The 17,466-nt window shown below is 44.7% G+C and carries 22 protein-coding genes; 3 read left to right on the top strand and 19 right to left on the bottom strand.

Annotated elements, in window-relative coordinates:
- Positions 1–36 precede the first annotated feature (36 nt).
- The 10 genes from AC1WMD_RS02570 to AC1WMD_RS02525 all read right to left on the bottom strand — a co-directional run bounded on the left by AC1WMD_RS02570 (position 37) and on the right by AC1WMD_RS02525 (position 9,373).
- Positions 37–2,247: a penicillin-binding protein gene (locus tag AC1WMD_RS02570; RefSeq protein WP_494255891.1), complete on the bottom strand. Its 2,211-nt coding sequence runs from the start codon at positions 2,245–2,247 to the stop codon at positions 37–39.
- A 6-nt stretch (positions 2,248–2,253) separates the two neighbouring features.
- Entirely contained in the window at positions 2,254–2,607 is a 354-nt protein-coding gene (ftsL, locus tag AC1WMD_RS02565) for a cell division protein FtsL (protein ID WP_043904023.1), read from the bottom strand.
- A 74-nt stretch (positions 2,608–2,681) separates the two neighbouring features.
- Positions 2,682–3,614: a 16S rRNA (cytosine(1402)-N(4))-methyltransferase RsmH gene (gene rsmH / locus AC1WMD_RS02560; protein WP_043904022.1), complete on the bottom strand. Its 933-nt coding sequence runs from the start codon at positions 3,612–3,614 to the stop codon at positions 2,682–2,684.
- Between the two features lie 321 nt (positions 3,615–3,935).
- On the bottom strand, positions 3,936–5,564 hold the full coding sequence (bshC, locus tag AC1WMD_RS02555) for a bacillithiol biosynthesis cysteine-adding enzyme BshC (RefSeq protein WP_043904021.1): 1,629 nt from the start codon (positions 5,562–5,564) through the stop codon (positions 3,936–3,938).
- A gap of 98 nt (positions 5,565–5,662) precedes the next feature.
- Complete coding sequence (locus tag AC1WMD_RS02550; protein WP_043904020.1) at positions 5,663–6,049, bottom strand: DUF3397 domain-containing protein; 387 nt, start codon at positions 6,047–6,049, stop codon at positions 5,663–5,665.
- Position 6,050: 1 nt separating this feature from the next.
- Positions 6,051–6,941 carry a 2-dehydropantoate 2-reductase gene (locus tag AC1WMD_RS02545; protein WP_043904019.1) on the bottom strand — a complete coding sequence of 297 codons (891 nt, stop codon included), beginning with the start codon at positions 6,939–6,941 and terminating at the stop codon, positions 6,051–6,053.
- Positions 6,942–7,042: 101 nt separating this feature from the next.
- Positions 7,043–7,639, bottom strand: a complete 597-nt coding sequence (locus AC1WMD_RS02540) for an RsfA family transcriptional regulator (protein ID WP_043904018.1) — start codon at positions 7,637–7,639, stop codon at positions 7,043–7,045.
- 69 nt (positions 7,640–7,708) lie between these two features.
- Positions 7,709–8,470: an enoyl-CoA hydratase/isomerase family protein gene (locus AC1WMD_RS02535; RefSeq protein ID WP_494255890.1), complete on the bottom strand. Its 762-nt coding sequence runs from the start codon at positions 8,468–8,470 to the stop codon at positions 7,709–7,711.
- 116 nt (positions 8,471–8,586) lie between these two features.
- Positions 8,587–8,760 (bottom strand): 50S ribosomal protein L32, encoded by a 174-nt coding sequence (rpmF, locus tag AC1WMD_RS02530; RefSeq protein WP_003251950.1) that lies wholly within the window; start codon positions 8,758–8,760, stop codon positions 8,587–8,589.
- A 67-nt stretch (positions 8,761–8,827) separates the two neighbouring features.
- A complete protein-coding gene (locus AC1WMD_RS02525) occupies positions 8,828–9,373 on the bottom strand; it encodes a YceD family protein (protein WP_494255889.1) in 546 nt (181 codons plus the stop codon).
- Positions 9,374–9,513: 140 nt separating this feature from the next.
- Between AC1WMD_RS02525 and AC1WMD_RS02520 the strand changes: the two genes are divergently transcribed.
- Positions 9,514–10,719, top strand: a complete 1,206-nt coding sequence (locus AC1WMD_RS02520) for a nucleotidyltransferase (protein WP_494255888.1) — start codon at positions 9,514–9,516, stop codon at positions 10,717–10,719.
- Positions 10,720–10,741: 22 nt separating this feature from the next.
- Here the strand turns inward: AC1WMD_RS02520 and AC1WMD_RS02515 are convergent, their stop codons facing one another.
- Both AC1WMD_RS02515 and AC1WMD_RS02510 read right to left on the bottom strand, forming a co-directional pair.
- On the bottom strand, positions 10,742–11,755 hold the full coding sequence (locus tag AC1WMD_RS02515; protein WP_494255887.1) for a SepM family pheromone-processing serine protease: 1,014 nt from the start codon (positions 11,753–11,755) through the stop codon (positions 10,742–10,744).
- Positions 11,755–12,540: a patatin-like phospholipase family protein gene (locus tag AC1WMD_RS02510; RefSeq protein WP_043904013.1), complete on the bottom strand. Its 786-nt coding sequence runs from the start codon at positions 12,538–12,540 to the stop codon at positions 11,755–11,757. Before AC1WMD_RS02510 ends, AC1WMD_RS02515 begins: the two co-directional genes overlap by 1 nt.
- Before the next feature lie 152 nt (positions 12,541–12,692).
- Between AC1WMD_RS02510 and spoVV the strand changes: the two genes are divergently transcribed.
- Positions 12,693–13,910, top strand: a complete 1,218-nt coding sequence (spoVV, locus tag AC1WMD_RS02505) for a dipicolinic acid transporter SpoVV (RefSeq protein ID WP_043906499.1) — start codon at positions 12,693–12,695, stop codon at positions 13,908–13,910.
- 108 nt (positions 13,911–14,018) lie between these two features.
- Here spoVV and coaD read toward each other — a convergent pair whose 3' ends face one another.
- From coaD to AC1WMD_RS02490, 3 genes are read right to left on the bottom strand one after another with little or no spacing between them, the layout of a single operon-like run.
- Positions 14,019–14,525: a pantetheine-phosphate adenylyltransferase gene (coaD, locus tag AC1WMD_RS02500; protein WP_043904012.1), complete on the bottom strand. Its 507-nt coding sequence runs from the start codon at positions 14,523–14,525 to the stop codon at positions 14,019–14,021.
- 4 nt (positions 14,526–14,529) lie between these two features.
- The gene (gene rsmD / locus AC1WMD_RS02495; protein ID WP_043904011.1) at positions 14,530–15,099 is read right to left on the bottom strand and encodes a 16S rRNA (guanine(966)-N(2))-methyltransferase RsmD; all 570 of its coding nucleotides are present in this window, start codon (positions 15,097–15,099) and stop codon (positions 14,530–14,532) included.
- Between the two features lie 60 nt (positions 15,100–15,159).
- Positions 15,160–15,330 (bottom strand): hypothetical protein, encoded by a 171-nt coding sequence (locus AC1WMD_RS02490; RefSeq protein WP_186003914.1) that lies wholly within the window; start codon positions 15,328–15,330, stop codon positions 15,160–15,162.
- A 167-nt stretch (positions 15,331–15,497) separates the two neighbouring features.
- On the opposite strand from AC1WMD_RS02490, the gene AC1WMD_RS02485 reads away from it, so the two are divergent.
- Positions 15,498–15,887, top strand: coding sequence for a DUF7147 family protein (locus AC1WMD_RS02485; protein WP_043904009.1), 390 nt, complete (start codon positions 15,498–15,500; stop codon positions 15,885–15,887).
- A gap of 35 nt (positions 15,888–15,922) precedes the next feature.
- Here the strand turns inward: AC1WMD_RS02485 and AC1WMD_RS02480 are convergent, their stop codons facing one another.
- From AC1WMD_RS02480 to AC1WMD_RS02465, 4 genes are all read right to left on the bottom strand, one after another.
- Entirely contained in the window at positions 15,923–16,210 is a 288-nt protein-coding gene (locus tag AC1WMD_RS02480) for a YlbG family protein (RefSeq protein ID WP_043904008.1), read from the bottom strand.
- Between the two features lie 21 nt (positions 16,211–16,231).
- On the bottom strand, positions 16,232–16,678 hold the full coding sequence (locus AC1WMD_RS02475; RefSeq protein WP_043904007.1) for a YlbF/YmcA family competence regulator: 447 nt from the start codon (positions 16,676–16,678) through the stop codon (positions 16,232–16,234).
- Positions 16,679–16,794: 116 nt separating this feature from the next.
- Positions 16,795–17,184: a hypothetical protein gene (locus tag AC1WMD_RS02470; RefSeq protein WP_043904006.1), complete on the bottom strand. Its 390-nt coding sequence runs from the start codon at positions 17,182–17,184 to the stop codon at positions 16,795–16,797.
- 42 nt (positions 17,185–17,226) lie between these two features.
- Positions 17,227–17,460 (bottom strand): YlbE-like family protein, encoded by a 234-nt coding sequence (locus tag AC1WMD_RS02465; protein WP_043904005.1) that lies wholly within the window; start codon positions 17,458–17,460, stop codon positions 17,227–17,229.
- Between the last annotated feature and the right edge of the window lie 6 nt (positions 17,461–17,466).

Here is a 17,466-nt window from a genome sequence, read left to right as displayed (position 1 = left end):
TATATGCTTGTACTCCCCATTATAGAACGTCCGAAATCACTCGTGTGGACCGTCGCTTTTTTTCTCCGCTGCTTCTTTTTGTTTTTGTATTACCTCTTTATCCCATTTGCGCGGCTCTGCCAGTTCGACAATTAAGTAGTCGCCTTTTTTAACGATTGCTCCTGGGCGAATATTTTGGCTCACCACATACCCATTTCCCTTCGTGCTAGTGCGAAGACCAAGAAGTTCCGCTGCCTTCATGACATCACGCAGCGACCAGCCGCGGATATTCGGCATCACTGCCTCACCTTCCGTTTTTAACATCACCCGTTCCCCGGCAATGATACGATCTCCCGCTCGCGGTACATGCTTTTCAATTTGTTGTCCTTTTCCGATGACGACCGGAACGAGCCCTTTTTCTTTCAATTCCTTCACGACCTCTTCGGTCGAAAAGCCGGCATAGGAGCCAATTTCAACCCCTGTTGCTGGCTCTTTCGCAGCCTTTCTGTCCGCCGAAGGCTGAATATGCAAATATTGCAGACTGCTTTTCATCACGCTCGTAAAAATATGGGAAACCGGAGCAGCACCTGTTTCCGTATACGACAATTTCGGCTGCTGGACGGCTACATACATAAGGAGGCGCGGATTTTCTTTCGGCGCCATTCCTAAAAAGGAAAAAATATAATTTTCCCAGCCTGTTAAATAGCCCCCATTCAGTGATGGAATTTGCGCCGTTCCCGTTTTTCCGGCCACCCGGTAGCCTTCAATTTGATATGGACGCCCCGTTCCATGTTCGGAAGTAACGACTGTTTCCAATATATCCAAAACTTTATGCGCCGTATCTTCCGTAATCGGTTGGCCGACCACCTCAGGCTCGTGTTTCATGATAACTTTTCCTGTATCTGGGTCGACGATACGATCGACCACATACGGCTTCATCATTTTTCCGCCGTTAGCGATCGCGGTAGCCGCCTGAATTTGCTGAATTGGCGTTACCGACGTCCCTTGTCCGAACCCGGTCGTAATCCGTTCGATCGGATAGCGATAATGAATTTGTCCTACCGCTTCGCCCGGAAGATCAATGCCGGTTTTTTGGTCAAAATGAAAACGATGCAAATATTGCAAAAAGCGGTCTTCTCCAAGCTTTTCTTTGACTAAAATCGAAAAAGCAACGTTAGAAGAGCGCTGGACGCCCTCGTTAAATGTAATCGTTCCCCAGCCTGCTTTATTATGGTCGCGAATAATATTCGGCCCTACTTTATAGAACCCAGAGCGGTATAGCTCATTACCGTTGTACACTCCTTCATTAATCGCGGCAGCAAGCGTAAAAATTTTCATCGTCGATCCCGGCTCATACGGGTAGGAAATCGCATCGTTAAAATAGTTGGTGATATTGCGTTCATTCGGGTCAAAACTCGGTCTTGTCGCCATCGCCAAAATTTTTCCTGTTTTCGGATCGGCGACAATTGCAATGATTTTTTTCGGCTTATATTGTTTTTCGACCTCATTTATCGCATCTTCCAAAAACGTCTGAATTTTTTCGTCAATCGTTAAATACACATTGGCGCCGTTATCGGGCCGAACGATCGTTTCCTTCGTATTTGGCAGACGGAACCCGTTTATATCTCCGGCAAAGGAAACGTAGCCGTCCTTTTCATGCAAATACTTATCTAGCTTTTTCTCCAGGCCCATTTTTCCGACTGTTTCGTTGTTCTCATTTTTTTGCGCATAGCCAATGACATACGAAGCAAAATTCCCATTTGGATAAAATCGTTTTGTATCGCGAATGAATCCGATTCCCGGAAGATGGAGCGCCTCGATTTTTTGTTTCAGCTCGAAACTAATATTTCGCCCATGGGAGCCAAATTCTACTTGCTTTGCATCTTTCGTTAAAATCCGCTCCACTTCGTCGACATCCATGTTTAACAACGGGGCCAGCTTTTTGGCGGTTCTGTGCGGATTAACAACATGTCTTGGATGATCAAGATCGGTCGTCATCTTCGGATCAAGGACAGCGACAACAGTATATGACGGCACATCCTGAGCCAGCACCTCTCCGTTGCGGTCAAAAATGGTTCCGCGTGTTGCTTCGAGCGTCCGTTGCTGTTTATATTTTTCTTCCGCCTTCACCGCCAGCACTTGGCCGTCGGCGACTCCTGTTACTTGCAGTTGAATAAAGCGGGCAAATAACACAAAAAAGAGCAGACTGAATAGGAAAAATAATATAGCTGCTCCTTTATGTGTATTTTTATGCTTTTTCATATCCATCGGCCATCATTCCTGTACGACTTTTACATTGTTTTCGTTTAACGAGAGACCAAGCTCTTTCGCCTTTTGCAAAATGCGTTCATACGTGCTTAACTGTTGCACTTCCACATATAAATCATTGTTTTGTTTTTTCTGTTCTTGAATCGTTTCTTCCAGTCTTTGAATCTCTTTGTTCGTTTGATAAATCTTCACTTGATTGGACACCATATGTATGGCCGCATACATGACGAACACGCAAAACGAAACAAATAAAAGCTTTTCCCCTAATGTAAAGCGAATGCGCAGCTTTCGTTGCTTCCTTGTATGGGGGCGCGGCGACGGATGTTGCTGCTCGCGAACTTTTACTGCAGTATTATTCATTTCCTTTTCCCTCCTGTTCATGAATGATATGGTTTTATGCATCTTCCATTTCTTTATAGCGAATAAGACTATCCTTATAGTTTCTCGGCAATACGCAACTTCGCGGAACGCGCGCGATGGTTTTGTTCCACTTCTTCTTCAGAAGGAACGATCGGCTTTTTCGTAATGATTTTTAGTACGGGGCGGTGCTGATCGGGAATAAGCGGAAGTCCGGGAGGAAGCTGCGGACCTTGGCTTGCTTCTTTAAAAGCCACTTTACAAATACGGTCTTCTAGCGAGTGAAACGTAATCACACTAATTCTTCCACCACATTTTAATAAATCAATCGCCTGTCTAATCGCATCTTTAAATGCTTGCAGCTCATCGTTGACGGCAATGCGGATTGCCTGAAAAATTCGTTTTGCAGGATGCCCCCCGCTCCGTCTCGCTGGCGCCGGAATCGCCGCTTTAATGATGTCAACTAACTCCCCCGTCGTTTCAATTCGTTTTTCTTTGCGCACTTCTTCTATTTTTCGCGCCACTTGTTTTGAAAACTTTTCCTCGCCGTAATGAAAAAAGATATGGACGAGCTTCTCATACGGCCATTGGTTAACAATGTCATACGCCGTTAACGATTGCTCACGGTTCATCCGCATATCCAATGGCGCATCATAGTGATAGCTAAAGCCACGTTCCGGCATATCGAGCTGCGGCGAGGACACTCCTAAATCAAATAAAATCCCGTCTACTTCTTCGACCCCGCGCGCCGCCAGTTCTTCTTGCAGAAAGCGAAAGTTTCTATGAATAAACGTTACTTGTTTTTCGTAACGTGCTAATCGCTTCTTCGCATGCTCGATGGCCATATCATCTTGATCGAAAGCAAATAACCGGCCTTTCTCCGACAATTGCGAAAGCAAATATTCGCTATGTCCGCCGCCACCAAGCGTGCAGTCGACATAAGTTCCATCTGGTTTAATATGAAGCCCATCTACTGCTTCTTTTAATAATACGGTTGTATGCTCAAACACATGTCCACCACCTTTATCGCTTACCACTGCATCTTTATGGAAAAATTCGCATCATCGCAGCCTAGCTTGCCTCATTCGTTTCTAACAGGGCTATCACCTATTTATTATACCGCAAAACACAACAAAATTTTAGCTTTTTTTGTAAAACCGCGTCTTCTTCTGTTTGTTTTTGTCGTATTTCGGCACAACACCAAAAAATTACGAACAAATGTTTTTTACTTTTATTTCCACTCTCTTTGTATTGTTTAACTATTCATTTTAATAAAAAAAAATCCTGCAACAAACAGGATTTTTCTTTTCGACTTTTTCTTTGAAAAAGCCTTATATATATACAATTTTATGCATTCCGTTCCAATGACCGTTCAATTGTAAAAGTTTTTCTACAAAATCAAATCCGTATTTGTTAATGTAATAAAAAATATTCCAAATCCGCTCCTGTGGCGCTCCGTTCGGTCTTAATGACATTTCTACGCGCAAAAATTTTTGCAGCTCCACCTCATATTTGCGCATTAACGCCCGCTGCAACGTTTGCTGAAGAAAATCGATTTGTGCCTGGACGAGGGCGGCATTTTTCGTCAACACTCCTGCTAATCCACGATCAATTTCCATGCCGATTTCTCGAAGCGGGCGATGGATCTCCTCCATTTCCACCTTCGCTTTGGCGAATATGTCTTCGAGCGAATAGCGGGCCTTTTTTGCCAGCCATTGTTGTTTTGCCGCTTCGATCCGCCCTTCAAGCACATCCATAATATCGATGCCGATGTCGGCTAAATCCGTTTGGATGGAGCGCTCGACGATCGTCATCTGGACGCGCGGAATGACTGGCGGCATTTGCAATCCAAAGACGGAAAACGCTTCTTTGAGCTCGGCCCAATAAGCGATTTCCCCAGGACCAGCCACAAACGCCAGCGTCGGCAGCAAAAACTCTTGCATAAGCGGGCGGGTCACGACATTATTGCTTAAACAAGCAGGCTTTGTTTTGGCTAATTGCATTAATTCTCCTTTCGCCAACATTATGTCTCCTTTTTTGCTGCGAAACATTTCTTTCTGTGAGTCATATTCGAGCAGCCAGCGTTCCCGTCCGTCATAATAAAATAAATTCGTGGAATGCGGATGAATATCAAGCAGTTGTTTATAGCCGAGCCGCCGAAGTTCGTCTTGCTTTTGCAATACCGCAGCCGTTATCTCACGATGGCGCTCGATCAAAGCCGTAAAAAAGCCGCTTTCTAACGCACGCAGTTCGGCATCGGCCGCGTTCAACACCACCAAGCCTTCCGAAGCGAACAGCCGCAAAACAAGCGAAGCGAAAAAGTCGACAAACGTTTGCGATTCCTCTAGACATCGGAATAGAAAATCGAGCAGCTTATTCGTCGTTTCTGTTTCCCCATATGTTTTGACGACACTACTGACCCAATCATAAGCAACTTGACGGTCTAGCGGCACGTCCGCTACCATTCGTTTTTCCTGCAGAAGATAAGGATAAACAGCTTTTTTCATTTTTCCATCTTCAACAACGTACACATGATTGACTTCGGCGATATCATGATCTTCGCCGGCAATCCAAAAAATCGGGACGACCGGAACGCCTAACTGTCTCTCTTGTTCTTTCGCAAGCCCGATGATCGTGATAATTTTGTAAATGGTATAAAGCGGCCCGGTCAACAGTCCCGCTTGCTGCCCCCCGACAACCACTACGCTTTCTGGATCGAGTAGTTTATCGATATTTTCCATCGTTTTGGAACTTGCCTGAAACCGTTTATGATAGGAGCGCAAATATTCAACGAGTTCGCGGCGTAAATAAGCCCTATCTTTTATATCAGAAAGCCTCCTTCGAAACACATCCTCGGCTTTAAGTGAATATGAAAAACCTTTTTCTGTTGGAAAAGCGCCGTTTATGTAATCGGTAGCCAACGATGTAGTAGCCCTTAAAGGAATCTCGCGAACTTCCATGTAAAAAACTCCCTTTCTTATGTATATATCTCTTTCATGAGTATAGCATTTCTTGTTCGCAAATGAAAAAACAGTTGCTCATGATTGCCGTATGTTTTTCATAAGTTGCTAGACACTCTCACGACCATTCCATAAACGAGAAGGCCGGCGTAAAGCGTGGAAAACAATAGGAAGCTTGCCCGCCAAAACAGGCGGAAAACCACGGTAAAATGAAAGTCCGCTTTTTTCCGCCAATACCCGATCGCAATCAACATATGCATTAGTAGTAAAAAAAGTACAATATACCATAAATACGACTTGCCCGAAAGAATCATAAGCAAAAAGTGAACGGCGACAATAAAAAATAGCGTGGACACGTTTACTGCGGCATAAAACGATTTCCGTTTTCTTTTCCATAACTTGCGCGCAAAGAAATAGACGAAAAAAAAGGCTAATAGCGGCATTGTGACAAATGTCGCAAGCAGTCGAGCCAACAGCTCATCCATATTATTCTCCCCCTTCTTCCATCCCCTTGATCGCATAAAATAAAAATTGCACAAGCGGCAGTGACAGACCAAGTTTGGCCCCTTTTTTTAAAACATAGCCTAAAATAGCGTCCACTTCCGTTTTGCGCTGTTGCGTAACATCCATGTACATCGATGAATAGTTTTCTGCAGTTTTTTGACAAATGCTCACAATATGCTTCCATGCCGCCTCTCCATCTTTGATCGGCAATACTTGTTGCAATTCGGAAAACAATAGCTTCATCATTTCGTAATATGGCGCTACTTGCAGCAGCTTTCCGTTTGGAACGCGTAAAAGTGCTGTCAACGGATTAATGACAGCATTGACGATCAATTTCTTTACTAGCATTTGCTCCCAATCGTCGGTAATTTCAAACGGAAAATCAGGAATGCATCTTGCTGCTAGAGGCATAACGTCTTGCAATGTGCCATAGAAGCTTGCTAGCACAATTTTGCCAATCCCTGTATGCTCAACAGTACGATCGTCCCGCTTTATCGCGCCATGCTCCACTACACCGACAATAACATTTTTTTCGCTAAAAGCAGCTAACTTTTCGACATGTCCCATTCCATTTTGCAAAAAAACAACGGCTTGAACGCAGCGAAACCGATCTTTCCTGTCAAGGACGGCAGCCAGATCATATTGCTTCACCGTGATAAACACAATATCATCATCAATGGCTGCTTCAGCCAATGGCGCCGCCTGTACGGAAATGCACGTGGTTTCTCCTTTTTTTTCAAGCCGCAATCCCTCATTCTTTAATCGTTTTGCTTGCAGCGAGCGCCTTGTGTACACAGTGACTTCATGTTCTTTGCCTAAATATGCGGCGACTAGCAAACCGATCGCTCCGCCGCCGACAATGCCAATTTTCACAACATCCCCTGCCTTCCAATTAATTCATGTTAGTCCTATTTTAGCAAACAAGCGGTTCAGACGTTAAGAAAAAAAGCTGACGAGAACGTCAGCTTTTATGGCTATTCTGCGTTTTCCAGAACGAGGTTTTGCTCTTGTTCGTCTTTTTCTTTTTGACTCTGCTCTTCTTCCAGCGCGATCATTTTTCGCGCCCGCTCCATAATGGCAAGCAATGTTTTATACTCTGCTTGAATGGCTGATAGTTCTTTTTGCAGCGCTTCTTTCTCCGCTTGTAATTTCGTGATCATTTGCTGCAATTGCTCCATATCTTTCTTTAAGGCCCGGTTTTCATCCGCTATTCGTTGCGAGTTGCGCGCATTCTGCCCGTGTGTTTGCAAAAAGGCGATTACATCAGACCATGTTAAGTTTTTCTCTAGTATTGCTTCCGCCTGCTTTTGTCCCTTATCTTCATTGGATACCGCTGCTTCTTTTTTGCGCTCCTTCCGCTGCCTTTTTGCCAGCTCAATTTCCTCTTTATACTGTTTGCGCACATAGGAATTCCAGCGAAAACCGCACGCAGCCGCCGTGCGCGACAAACGCCGTCCTACTTCTTCAAAAGCTTGAAGCTGCGTGCCGCCTTCACGAATATAGCGCAAGACCACTTCCGCTAACAGCAAATCTTCTTCTTGCGTCCATGCATCCTGACGTACACTTGTCATCTTCTTCCCCCCTAACAGCCGCTTTGTCACTATATGTATGCGGCTAATAGAAAAGATAGAAGGGGAAAATTATGATTTCTGCAAAAAAGCACGCACTGCTTTTTCATGTTCTTCCGAGCCCCACAATTCGGCGCACTGGCTAATTTCGGCAAAAAACCTTATGCGAAATTCATCACTTTTCCATTTTTCTATCGCCGCCAGCTTATAGGCGCGCAAGACAGCAACCGATTGCGATACGTACGGGGCGAGCAGTTGTCGACATTCTTCCCGCAGATCGTTGCCAGGCAGCACCGCATCAATCCAGCCATATGCTTGCATTGTTTCTGCTTGAATTCTTTCGGCACGCAGCAGTATATTCAGCGCTCGCGTATAAGGGAGCTTTTCAAAAAGCATCGTCGCTCCGCCCCAACCAGTCGTTATTCCCAATTTTCCTTGAATAAAGCCGATTTTGCTTCCCGATTTCGCATAGCGAAAGTCGCAGGCGGACGCCAACTCACAGCCGCCGCCCATCACAGCGCCATTGATCAAGGCAACCGTTGGTTTAGACAGCGTAAGCAAGGAATATAAAAGTTGTCCCATTCTTTTTAACATCTGTTTTGCACCTTCGGCCTGTAAATGCTGAAATTGGCTTAAATCACCGCCGGAACAAAACGCTTTCTCGCCTGTTCCGGTGATGACGAGCATTTTTGCCTGCTTATCATCTTCCACCAGCTTTATCGTTTCTTCTAATTTGTCCATTACCTCAAAGTTAATAGCATTGCGTTTTTCCGGACGGCAAATCGTAAACCAAACAACTCCGTCTTGGTCATGCTCTATGGTCGCTACTGTCATATTCTTTTTCCCCTTTCTTAAAAAATCAATTAGGCGTTGAAAGCGCATTTTCCTGCTTGTCTGTATAAAAAAACAACAAGCACAAGTTTTTTCTTGTGCTTGTTGCTAATGAAAGATTATTTGTTGACAACTTCTCTTCCTTTGTAAGTTCCGCAAGATTTGCAGACGCGGTGCGCTAATTTCATTTCACCGCAATTTGGGCATTCTACCATGCCTGGCACTTGCAATTTAAAGTGAGTGCGGCGCAATCTTTTTCTTGTTTTCGATGTTCTTCTAAAAGGTACTGCCATGCTTCCCACCTCCTTATCAGCATGTCGAAGTATCAGCATAAATCCGGATTCAACCCGGGTGCTTTGCTTATTCCTGTTTGTCCTTATCAAAAAACTTCGCTAAGCCGGCCAGACGAGGGTCGATTTTCTGTTTTGTTCGCTCCGCTTCCATTTCCTCCCAGCAGTCTTCCTGAATAACTTCCCAGCCTTCTCCGGACTGAGGAGCCCCGTCTTGCGCCGTCTCTTCTTCCGCAAACACTTGCAGCGGAATTTCTAAAAGAATAAGTTCTTTAATAATCGGCAGCAAATCTACTGTTTCATTTTTTACTAAATGTGTATCTTCATCTGTCGATACGATATCATAATCATTCGTAAAAAACGTTTCCGTCGTTTCAATGGAAAATGGATACGAAACGTCGACTAACGTCCGTGAACAAGGTAGCACCATCGTCCCCGACACCGATAAATGAAAAGTAAATTTTGTCGAGCCAATATCGGCCTTTCCTTGTACATGCACGGGCGAAATATCACGGATCAATGCATCGATTTGCTTTAAATCGGAAACATCGACATATTCGTCAATCACCATTTCCCTATGTTGAAACTGCTGAAGTTGATGAACAGTCCATTTCATAAAAATCACCTCAAGGCAACAAAGAAAATTATACGTTTCGTTTCTTTATTTGTCAATATTTTTTCTTTACAGTATAATTGTTGTCAGTTTCCGTAAAATTTATCACCTTGCTTAGTAAAATATTATTAGGGAGAAGGCAAATGAAAGCGGTTGGAGTTATTGTCGAGTATAATCCGTTCCATAACGGACATTGGTACCACCTGCAAGAAACGAAAAAACAAACTGGGGCCGATTGCGTCATTGCCGTCATGAGCGGAAATTTTCTGCAGCGCGGGGAGCCGGCGCTCGTATCGAAATGGGCGCGCACGAAAATGGCGCTCGCAGCTGGAGTCGATATCGTGATCGAACTGCCATATGCGTTTGCCGTGCAAGCGGCGGAGCGGTTTGCTAACGGCGCGGTGATGCTCCTTAATGCGTTACATTGCGCGGAAATTTGTTTTGGAAGCGAAAATGGAGATATAACGGCATTTCTTGACGTAGTCAAAACATTTTTAAAACAAAAAGAGGAGCATGACCGTTATGTACAGGAAGCGCTACAAAAAGGATTGAGCTACCCAAAGGCTAACGCAGAAGCCTGGAAACGATTCGACCTTGCTTCGCTTGATTTAGCAAAACCAAACAATATGCTCGGCTTCGCTTATGTGAAATCGATTTTACAAAACAACCTTCCAATCGTACCGCGGACGATTCGCCGCATCGCCTCCAACTACCATGATGAAGCCTTTTCGCATCCGTCCATCGCCAGCGCGACCAGCCTGCGAAAGGCGCTGCAAGGATCGTCTGGCGGGCTCGAAACGATCGCTTCGTATATACCAGCTACGACGAAACAAATATTAAAGCAATATACAGAGACATATGGCACCCTACATGATTGGGAAGTGTATTTCCCGTTTTTAAAATACCGCATCATGACGACAGAAGAAGCGGAACTGCGCGAAATCGCTGGCGTCGAGGAAGGAATTGAATACCGCCTTAAGCAAACGATCGCCACCGCCTCGACGTTTTCCGCGTTGATCGATAAGGTGAAAACAAAGCGATATACATGGACGCGGTTACAGCGAACATGCACCCATATTTTAACAAACTTTACAAAAGAGCAGCAAAATCAAGCGGAAGCGCCGACATACATTCGCTTGCTTGGCATGACGGAAAACGGACGCCGTTACTTGCAGCATGTGAAAAAACATTTATTGTTGCCGCTCGTCACGAAAGTGGCAAAATTACAGCATGACCCGATTTACCAGCAAGAAAAAAAAGCGGCCTCTGCTTATGCCGCTATATTCTCCGAACCGCTTCGCACACAGGCACTAAAAGAAGAGTACGCAACCGCTCCGATTCAGCTGTAACGACCACCAGCAAACGACGAAACTATTGCATCTGTTTTAAATAGCGGATGGCATCATCAAACGTATCAACCGGGACAATTTTCATCGTTGTCCCAATTTTTTTCGCTGTTTTCACTGCTTCGCGATAGTTTGAATCGGCCGCGCCATGCTCATTAGGGGCAAAGAAAATTTCCGCTCCTTCGCGGTCGGCGGCGACAACTTTTTGCGAGATGCCGCCAATTGGACCAACTTCCCCTTTCATATTAATCGTGCCAGTGCCGGCAATTTTATGTCCTTTCGTAATATCTTCCTCCACTAATTGGTTATAAATTTCTAGCGAAAACATTAATCCGGCCGATGGTCCGCCAATTTGCTCAGAGTCAACGCGGACAGGCGGATTTGTAACGATGTCATAATCGGTTGCAAGCGAAACCCCGATGCCGATTTGTGTTGGTTCATGTGGGAATGGCATTAATGCAATCGTTGTTTCTTTTTGTTTTTTATCGCGGACAAACGAAATATGGACTTTGTCACCTTTTTTCTTCGTACGGATATATTCCACCATCTGTTCCGATGTATTCATCTTTTTTCCGTCGATAGCCACAATGCGGTCGCCAACTTTTAAATATCCGTCCGCCGGCATATGCGGCAGCACGCTCATCACATATATCCCTTTTGCTTTATAGGAAACGGGCTTGCCGGCTTTTTTATAGGCAACAGCGATTGCCGCTTCCTTTGACTGCTCCATTAGCTGAAGCTGGCGCATCGTGTATTCTTCATCCGTTTCCCCTTCTTGTTTAATTTCCTCAAGCGGATAAAGTTCATAAAACGAACGAACATGGGCAAGAAGATAGGAGATGGCATTTGCTCTTCCCATTCTCACGGTCGTTAACATAAACGTCCCCTCGTCCTCATCGCCGCGCTCCACATGAACGAGCGGTTTTAAATCTTGTGCGCTTCCAGGCATCGTTACATAGTAGGGAAGCTTAATAAAAATAGCTAGCAATGCTATGATGACGCCAAAGAAAAACGCCACCACATACGTTCGTTTCTTCATTAGTGCGAATGCTCCTTCCACTTTTCAATTGCTCGGCGAATTTTTGCTAAATCTTTTCTTGCTTCCTGTTCTCCGGCCGCGATAATCTCTTCCACATCGGTAAACGCGCGTGAACTATATTGCTCTAGGCGCGGACGAATCATCACATCCGAGGAAAGCCGCCGATGAGAGACGATTTCGTCCTGCAAAATATCAAGACTTTGTAAAATGACATCAAATATGGAAGTAATTTCTCCGTTTCTATTCAATGGTGACACATCAATGGCAATGACCATATCCGCTCCCATTTCACGAACAACGGAAACAGGGACACGGTCGACTACCCCTCCATCTACAAGCAGTCGCCCATCGATCTCTGCAGGAACAAAAATACCGGGAATGGAAATGCTGGCCCGTACCGCACGGGCGACATCACCTTGACGAAACACTACCTTTTTCCCTGTCTGCAAGTCGGTGGCGACAATTGCTATCGGAATCTCTAGTTCCTGTATTTGTTTTCCCTTCGTGAGAAGCCGGATAAACTCAGTAATTCGTTTTCCAGAAATTAATCCCATTTTCGGAATCGTCAAGTCGATAAAATCATTGCGGCGAAACGACTTTGCGAGCTTATATAAACGATCAAGGCCGAGGCCGCTGGCATACAGGGCAGCGACAAGCGCCCCGATGCTGCTTCCTGCTATATAAGAAATTGGAATGCCTTCCTCTTCCAATACTTTTAGCACGCCAAGATGGGCAAAACCTCTTGCTCCTCCCGAACCTAACGCTAATCCAATTTTCGGAAACACTCTGCCTCCCCCTTCCGTATGGCGTTCTTGTTCCCAGCTTATGGTCTAAAACCTCCCCCTACACTCGTATATTAGATTATATGAGGTTGTACATCGCAATAAGACATTCAAAAGGGGGAGAGAAAGTGTCTTCGACCGGAGGCAGAACAAACATAAAACAAAAAGGAAAAACCGTCTTTCTCGCTTCAGCCGCCACTTTATTCGCCTTTTCCTTAATTTTTTATCCGCAGCAATCATTAGAAGCGTCGATCCGTGGTTTAAATATGTGGTGGGAAGTTGTATTTCCATCATTATTACCCTTTTTTATTATTTCCGAATTATTAATCAGCTTCGGCGTAGTGAGTTTGCTTGGCGTTTTACTAGAGCCGCTCATGCGTCCGCTTTTTCGCGTTCCCGGCGTCGGCGGCTTCGCCTGGGCGATGGGAATGGCATCAGGATATCCATCGGGAGCAAAATTAACTGCTCGTCTCTATCAAGAAAAACAAATTTCTGCGATCGAAGCAGAGCGGCTCGCTTCATTCACCAATTCGTCCAATCCACTATTTATTTTCGGTGCGGTGTCAGTCGGATTTTTCAATAATCCGAATCTCGGTCTTATTTTAGCCGCTTCCCACTATATTGGAAACATCTGTGTAGGCATGATCATGAGGTTTCACGGAAAAACAGAAGAAAAAGGAAAACCAAAACGGCCGCGTCACGCGTTTTCCCTTCCTTACGCTTTCCGTGTCCTTCATGAAACGCGCCTGAAAAACGAACAACCGCTTGGAAAATTATTAGGAGACGCTGTACGATCCTCCGTCCAAACATTATTAATGATCGGCGGATTTATTATTCTTTTTTCTGTTGTTAATAAACTGCTTTACATGATGCATATTACGGAACATATCGCTCTTATTTTTCAGTACGTCCTTCACTTGTTTCAACTGCCGAAAGAACTTAGCATTCCAATGATTTCTGGCCTATTCGAAATTACGCTCGGCAGTCAAATGGTCAGCCAAACCGATGAAGCCGAGTTGCTGCAAAAAGCAATTGTAACAAGCTTTATTCTTGCCTTTGGCGGATTTTCCGTACAGGCGCAAGTCGCAAGCATTCTCGCCGAAGCGAACATTCGCTTCAAACCGTTTTTTATTGCACGAATCATGCACGGATGCTTTGCCGCTTGTTTTACATATGTATTGTGGGAACCACTCTACACCCGTTCAGTCGACAAAAACGCAAGCGTCATTCCGACGTTTTTTGCCGCCTACACTCCGGACTGGATGAACCATTACTGGCAGCTAATGCAACAGTTCGGACCAATCGTCACTATTTCCTTTTTGTGCCTCTATATTTGGCTTACTTCCAAAGCAATGCCAAAACATAGCAGTTGACCTTCTCCCCCGCTTCCCTTTGGTTGAGGTGGGGGATTTCACGCTCGGTTATGATAAAATGACTGACTTAAAAAGAGAGCTTCCTTTTAAGTCAGCAGTTCATACAGTTTAATTGCCATCCTCGTTAGAAGCGATAGCAGCGAATTTTCTTTTCAGCGCTTCCTCGACGACAGGCGGCACTAAATCGGAAATGTCGCCATTATATTTTGCCACTTCTTTCACAATGCTCGAACTTAAAAAAGCGTACTGGCTGTTTGTCATCATAAAAAACGTTTCGATGTTTTCGTCAAGGACGCGATTCATCGACGTGATTTGCATTTCATATTCAAAGTCAGAAACAGCCCGCAATCCACGCAAAATGGCATTAGCGTTTTTGCTGCGCGCATAGTCGACAAGCAGGCCGTGGAACGACTCTACATATACATTAGGGAACGGACGCGTGACCTCCCGCAATAGCTCCATCCGCTCTTCTACAGAAAACAGCGGTTTCTTGGAAGAGTTGTTCAATACCGCCACATACACTTGATCAAATACTTTTGCGCCCCTTTTAATAATATCTAAATGGCCATATGTAACTGGGTCAAAGCTTCCTGGGCAAACTGCAATGCTCGCCATTTTCCTATTCCCCTTTCTCCTCATCCATATACCGGTAAATCGAAACCGCGGTAATCCCATACGTTTCCTGTTTCCATTTGCACAGGCCCCCTACCCGTTCAGGAAGGTGTATTTCCGCTGCATGTTCGGCAACGACAACACCGCCTTTTTCCAAAAGATGATGCGTATCAATAAAGGAAAGAAGCGTCGGCAACTTTTGCTCTTTGTATGGCGGATCAAGAAAAATCACATCAAAACAAAGCCCGCGTTTGACAATCGCCCTTAACGCCCGCTCGGCATCATTGCGATATATTTCGGCTTGATCTTGCAGTCCGCATGCCGCTACGTTTTTTTTGATCGTTTGCACCGCTTTGGCGTCATAATCGACAAAAATAACGAGGTCGAGCCCGCGGCTTAATGCTTCAATTCCTAGACCGCCGCTGCCGCCGAATAAGTCAAGGCCAACGCCGCCGGAAAAATACGGACCGACCATATTAAATATCGCTTCTTTCACTTTATCCGTCGTTGGTCTTGTCGACATTCCTGGAACCGCTTGCAGGTGTCTACCTTTACATTTTCCTGAAATGACTCTCATCGCTTTTCACCACGTTTTGACTTTGGTGCTTTTTCAACGTTAATCGTATCATAAACTTTATTATAGTAAAACAGGCGAATTTTTCATAGTGGCATGTATAGAAATCGGCAAACTGTCCATAATGAGTAATGACAACATCCACGCGGATGTTGTTGCCAACCACGGAGAAGACTTACGTTTCCCCATAAGTTCTTCCTCCGGTTTCTCCTCTCCCTTTTCTTTTCCTTTCATTTGCTTGCCCTTCCGATGCGCGGGGGAAAGCAAATGTAAAGGACCCCTGCAGACAAAGTGCTGCAGGGCTTTTTTTTTTGTTTTGGAAACGAACGCAAAATTTTATTTGAAATTTTGCTAAACAAAGATTAAAGTTATGTATGGACCATATCATAAGGGGGATATCCATGATTCAGCGTTTTATCGAGCTAGGTGAAGGCTATTCGGATATATATGAATTAATAGAGCTTGCCCGTGCCAATCGCCATCGTTTATCCGGGCTTTTTGCTTTTCATACAGTGAAAAACGGAAAACCGGTAACGTCCTGCGTCGTCGTCCTGCATCCGACCGATCCGGGTGATTTTCAGCCGCTTTACATCTGCCGCGAAGGGATTCCTAATCCATCTGTAAAACCGAACAAGCGCTATGAGCTCTTTGCCCAGCTGGCAAAGGAGCTAGGAACGGAGATTATTCATTTGGAAGTAAAACCTTCCACCTTTTTCGCAGAATTGGATCTATATTACCAGCATTTAATCGGCATTATGCGAATGAACCGCTTTATCCCTCCCCTTCAATAGGGAAAAGAAGAGAGGCTGACTTGAGTCAGCCTCTTTTAGTCGGTCGAATATCCTAACGGATAAGAGGAGTCTTTTTCCTTTTCTTTTTCCGTTTTCGATTCAAACTCCAACTTTAAAAACGGGCGGTAAGATGGTTCAACCCGTTTAACAAACGGCAAGGAAGCAAGCTTTTTTATCATTTCATCTACTTGCTCCATATCGCAATATAAAACGACATATTTTAACCGCTTCGAAATATAATGAATGTTGCCGAATTTCCGCAAATGTCTACTATGCTTTAATGAATGAAGCCAAACGATAATCCCTTGTCGTTTTGGAAACATATCACCATTCCCCTTTTTATGCTATGTGCGGCAACCGCAGCTTCCTCCCGCTCCGCAGCCGCCGGAACAACTTGCAGACAAAAAGTACGGATTTCCCGTTGGGACTTTTATTTGCTCGGATACCGCCTTGCCAATTAAGACACTAATCTCGTCCAACAACTCCTGAACCGCATTTTCCGCTTTTTTAAAAGCGGCAATCGTCTCGTGAAAATCGAGTTGACGCTTTGCTTCACGTACTTCTTTCATCACTTGATGATAATCAGGATGATATTTTCCAAAGCGCTGCACCTCTTCGTAACGCTCCTTCGCTTTCGCAAAACGAACGATAATATTTTGAGCAGCGCGGTCTTGCTTCAGCCGTTGCAAACAGCGGCGGTATTCTTCCACCACTTCCGATTGTACAATCATTTTCGCTAATGCTTCTGCTTTATCTAAAATCTCGATGCGCTCGAGAGTTGCAATAATCACGTAATTGACACCTCCATTGTAATGATACCATGGGAAGGGGGAAAATGAGAAGTGAGGAGACCGGTTGATCGAACGGTTAACATAAAAAAAGTCTGACTTCTCTGTCAGACCTCTTCTTACGGGATCGTTACGGTAAATTCATGCAACATTCCGGTGATTTTTCCATCATTATAAACAAGCTCAAGCCGGACGACATGTTTTCCCGTCGGCAATCCGCGCAACATAAATGCTGCAGTATATACCTCATTGATTTTTTGGTCGTTTAAATAGACGTTAATATGCCCGCCATTTTTCCCTTTTTGGAACGGAAAATTGGCGGCAACACACTCAATCAATACGTCTTTCCCTTTTACATGATGTTTAACCTGGAACGATTTGCTGTCGCTTGTCATCGCGTGCACGACGTTGCGGATGTTTGTTTGCGGCGCCGGCTTATCATTTCCGCACGCGCCTAACAAAACAACGAAAAACAAACATAACATCATTATTCGTTTTGGCAAAGACATCACTCCTTTGAAAAATAGTCTTTGCCTTTTTGCCAAAAAAAATTAGTCACGCAGCGTTTGAAACATATGGAGCATCAATGAAGCCATCTGCAAAGAATGAGCAATTTTCTCTACTTTGTGCGGAATGGTCTGCTCATAGTAATGCATCGCTTCCAGTTCAAACGACGGCAGCTTGTGCGGGTAGCGGGAGAGAAGGCGATACCACCGCGGCTGTTCGCGAATAAACGATTGCAGCATTTTTTTCGTGCGAATATATTGCATTACTTCTTTTCTCATCGGCGC

The sequence above is a fragment of the Parageobacillus sp. NEAU-HV-2 genome, from assembly GCF_059115485.1.
This window is presented reverse-complemented; position numbering and strand designations above follow the sequence as displayed.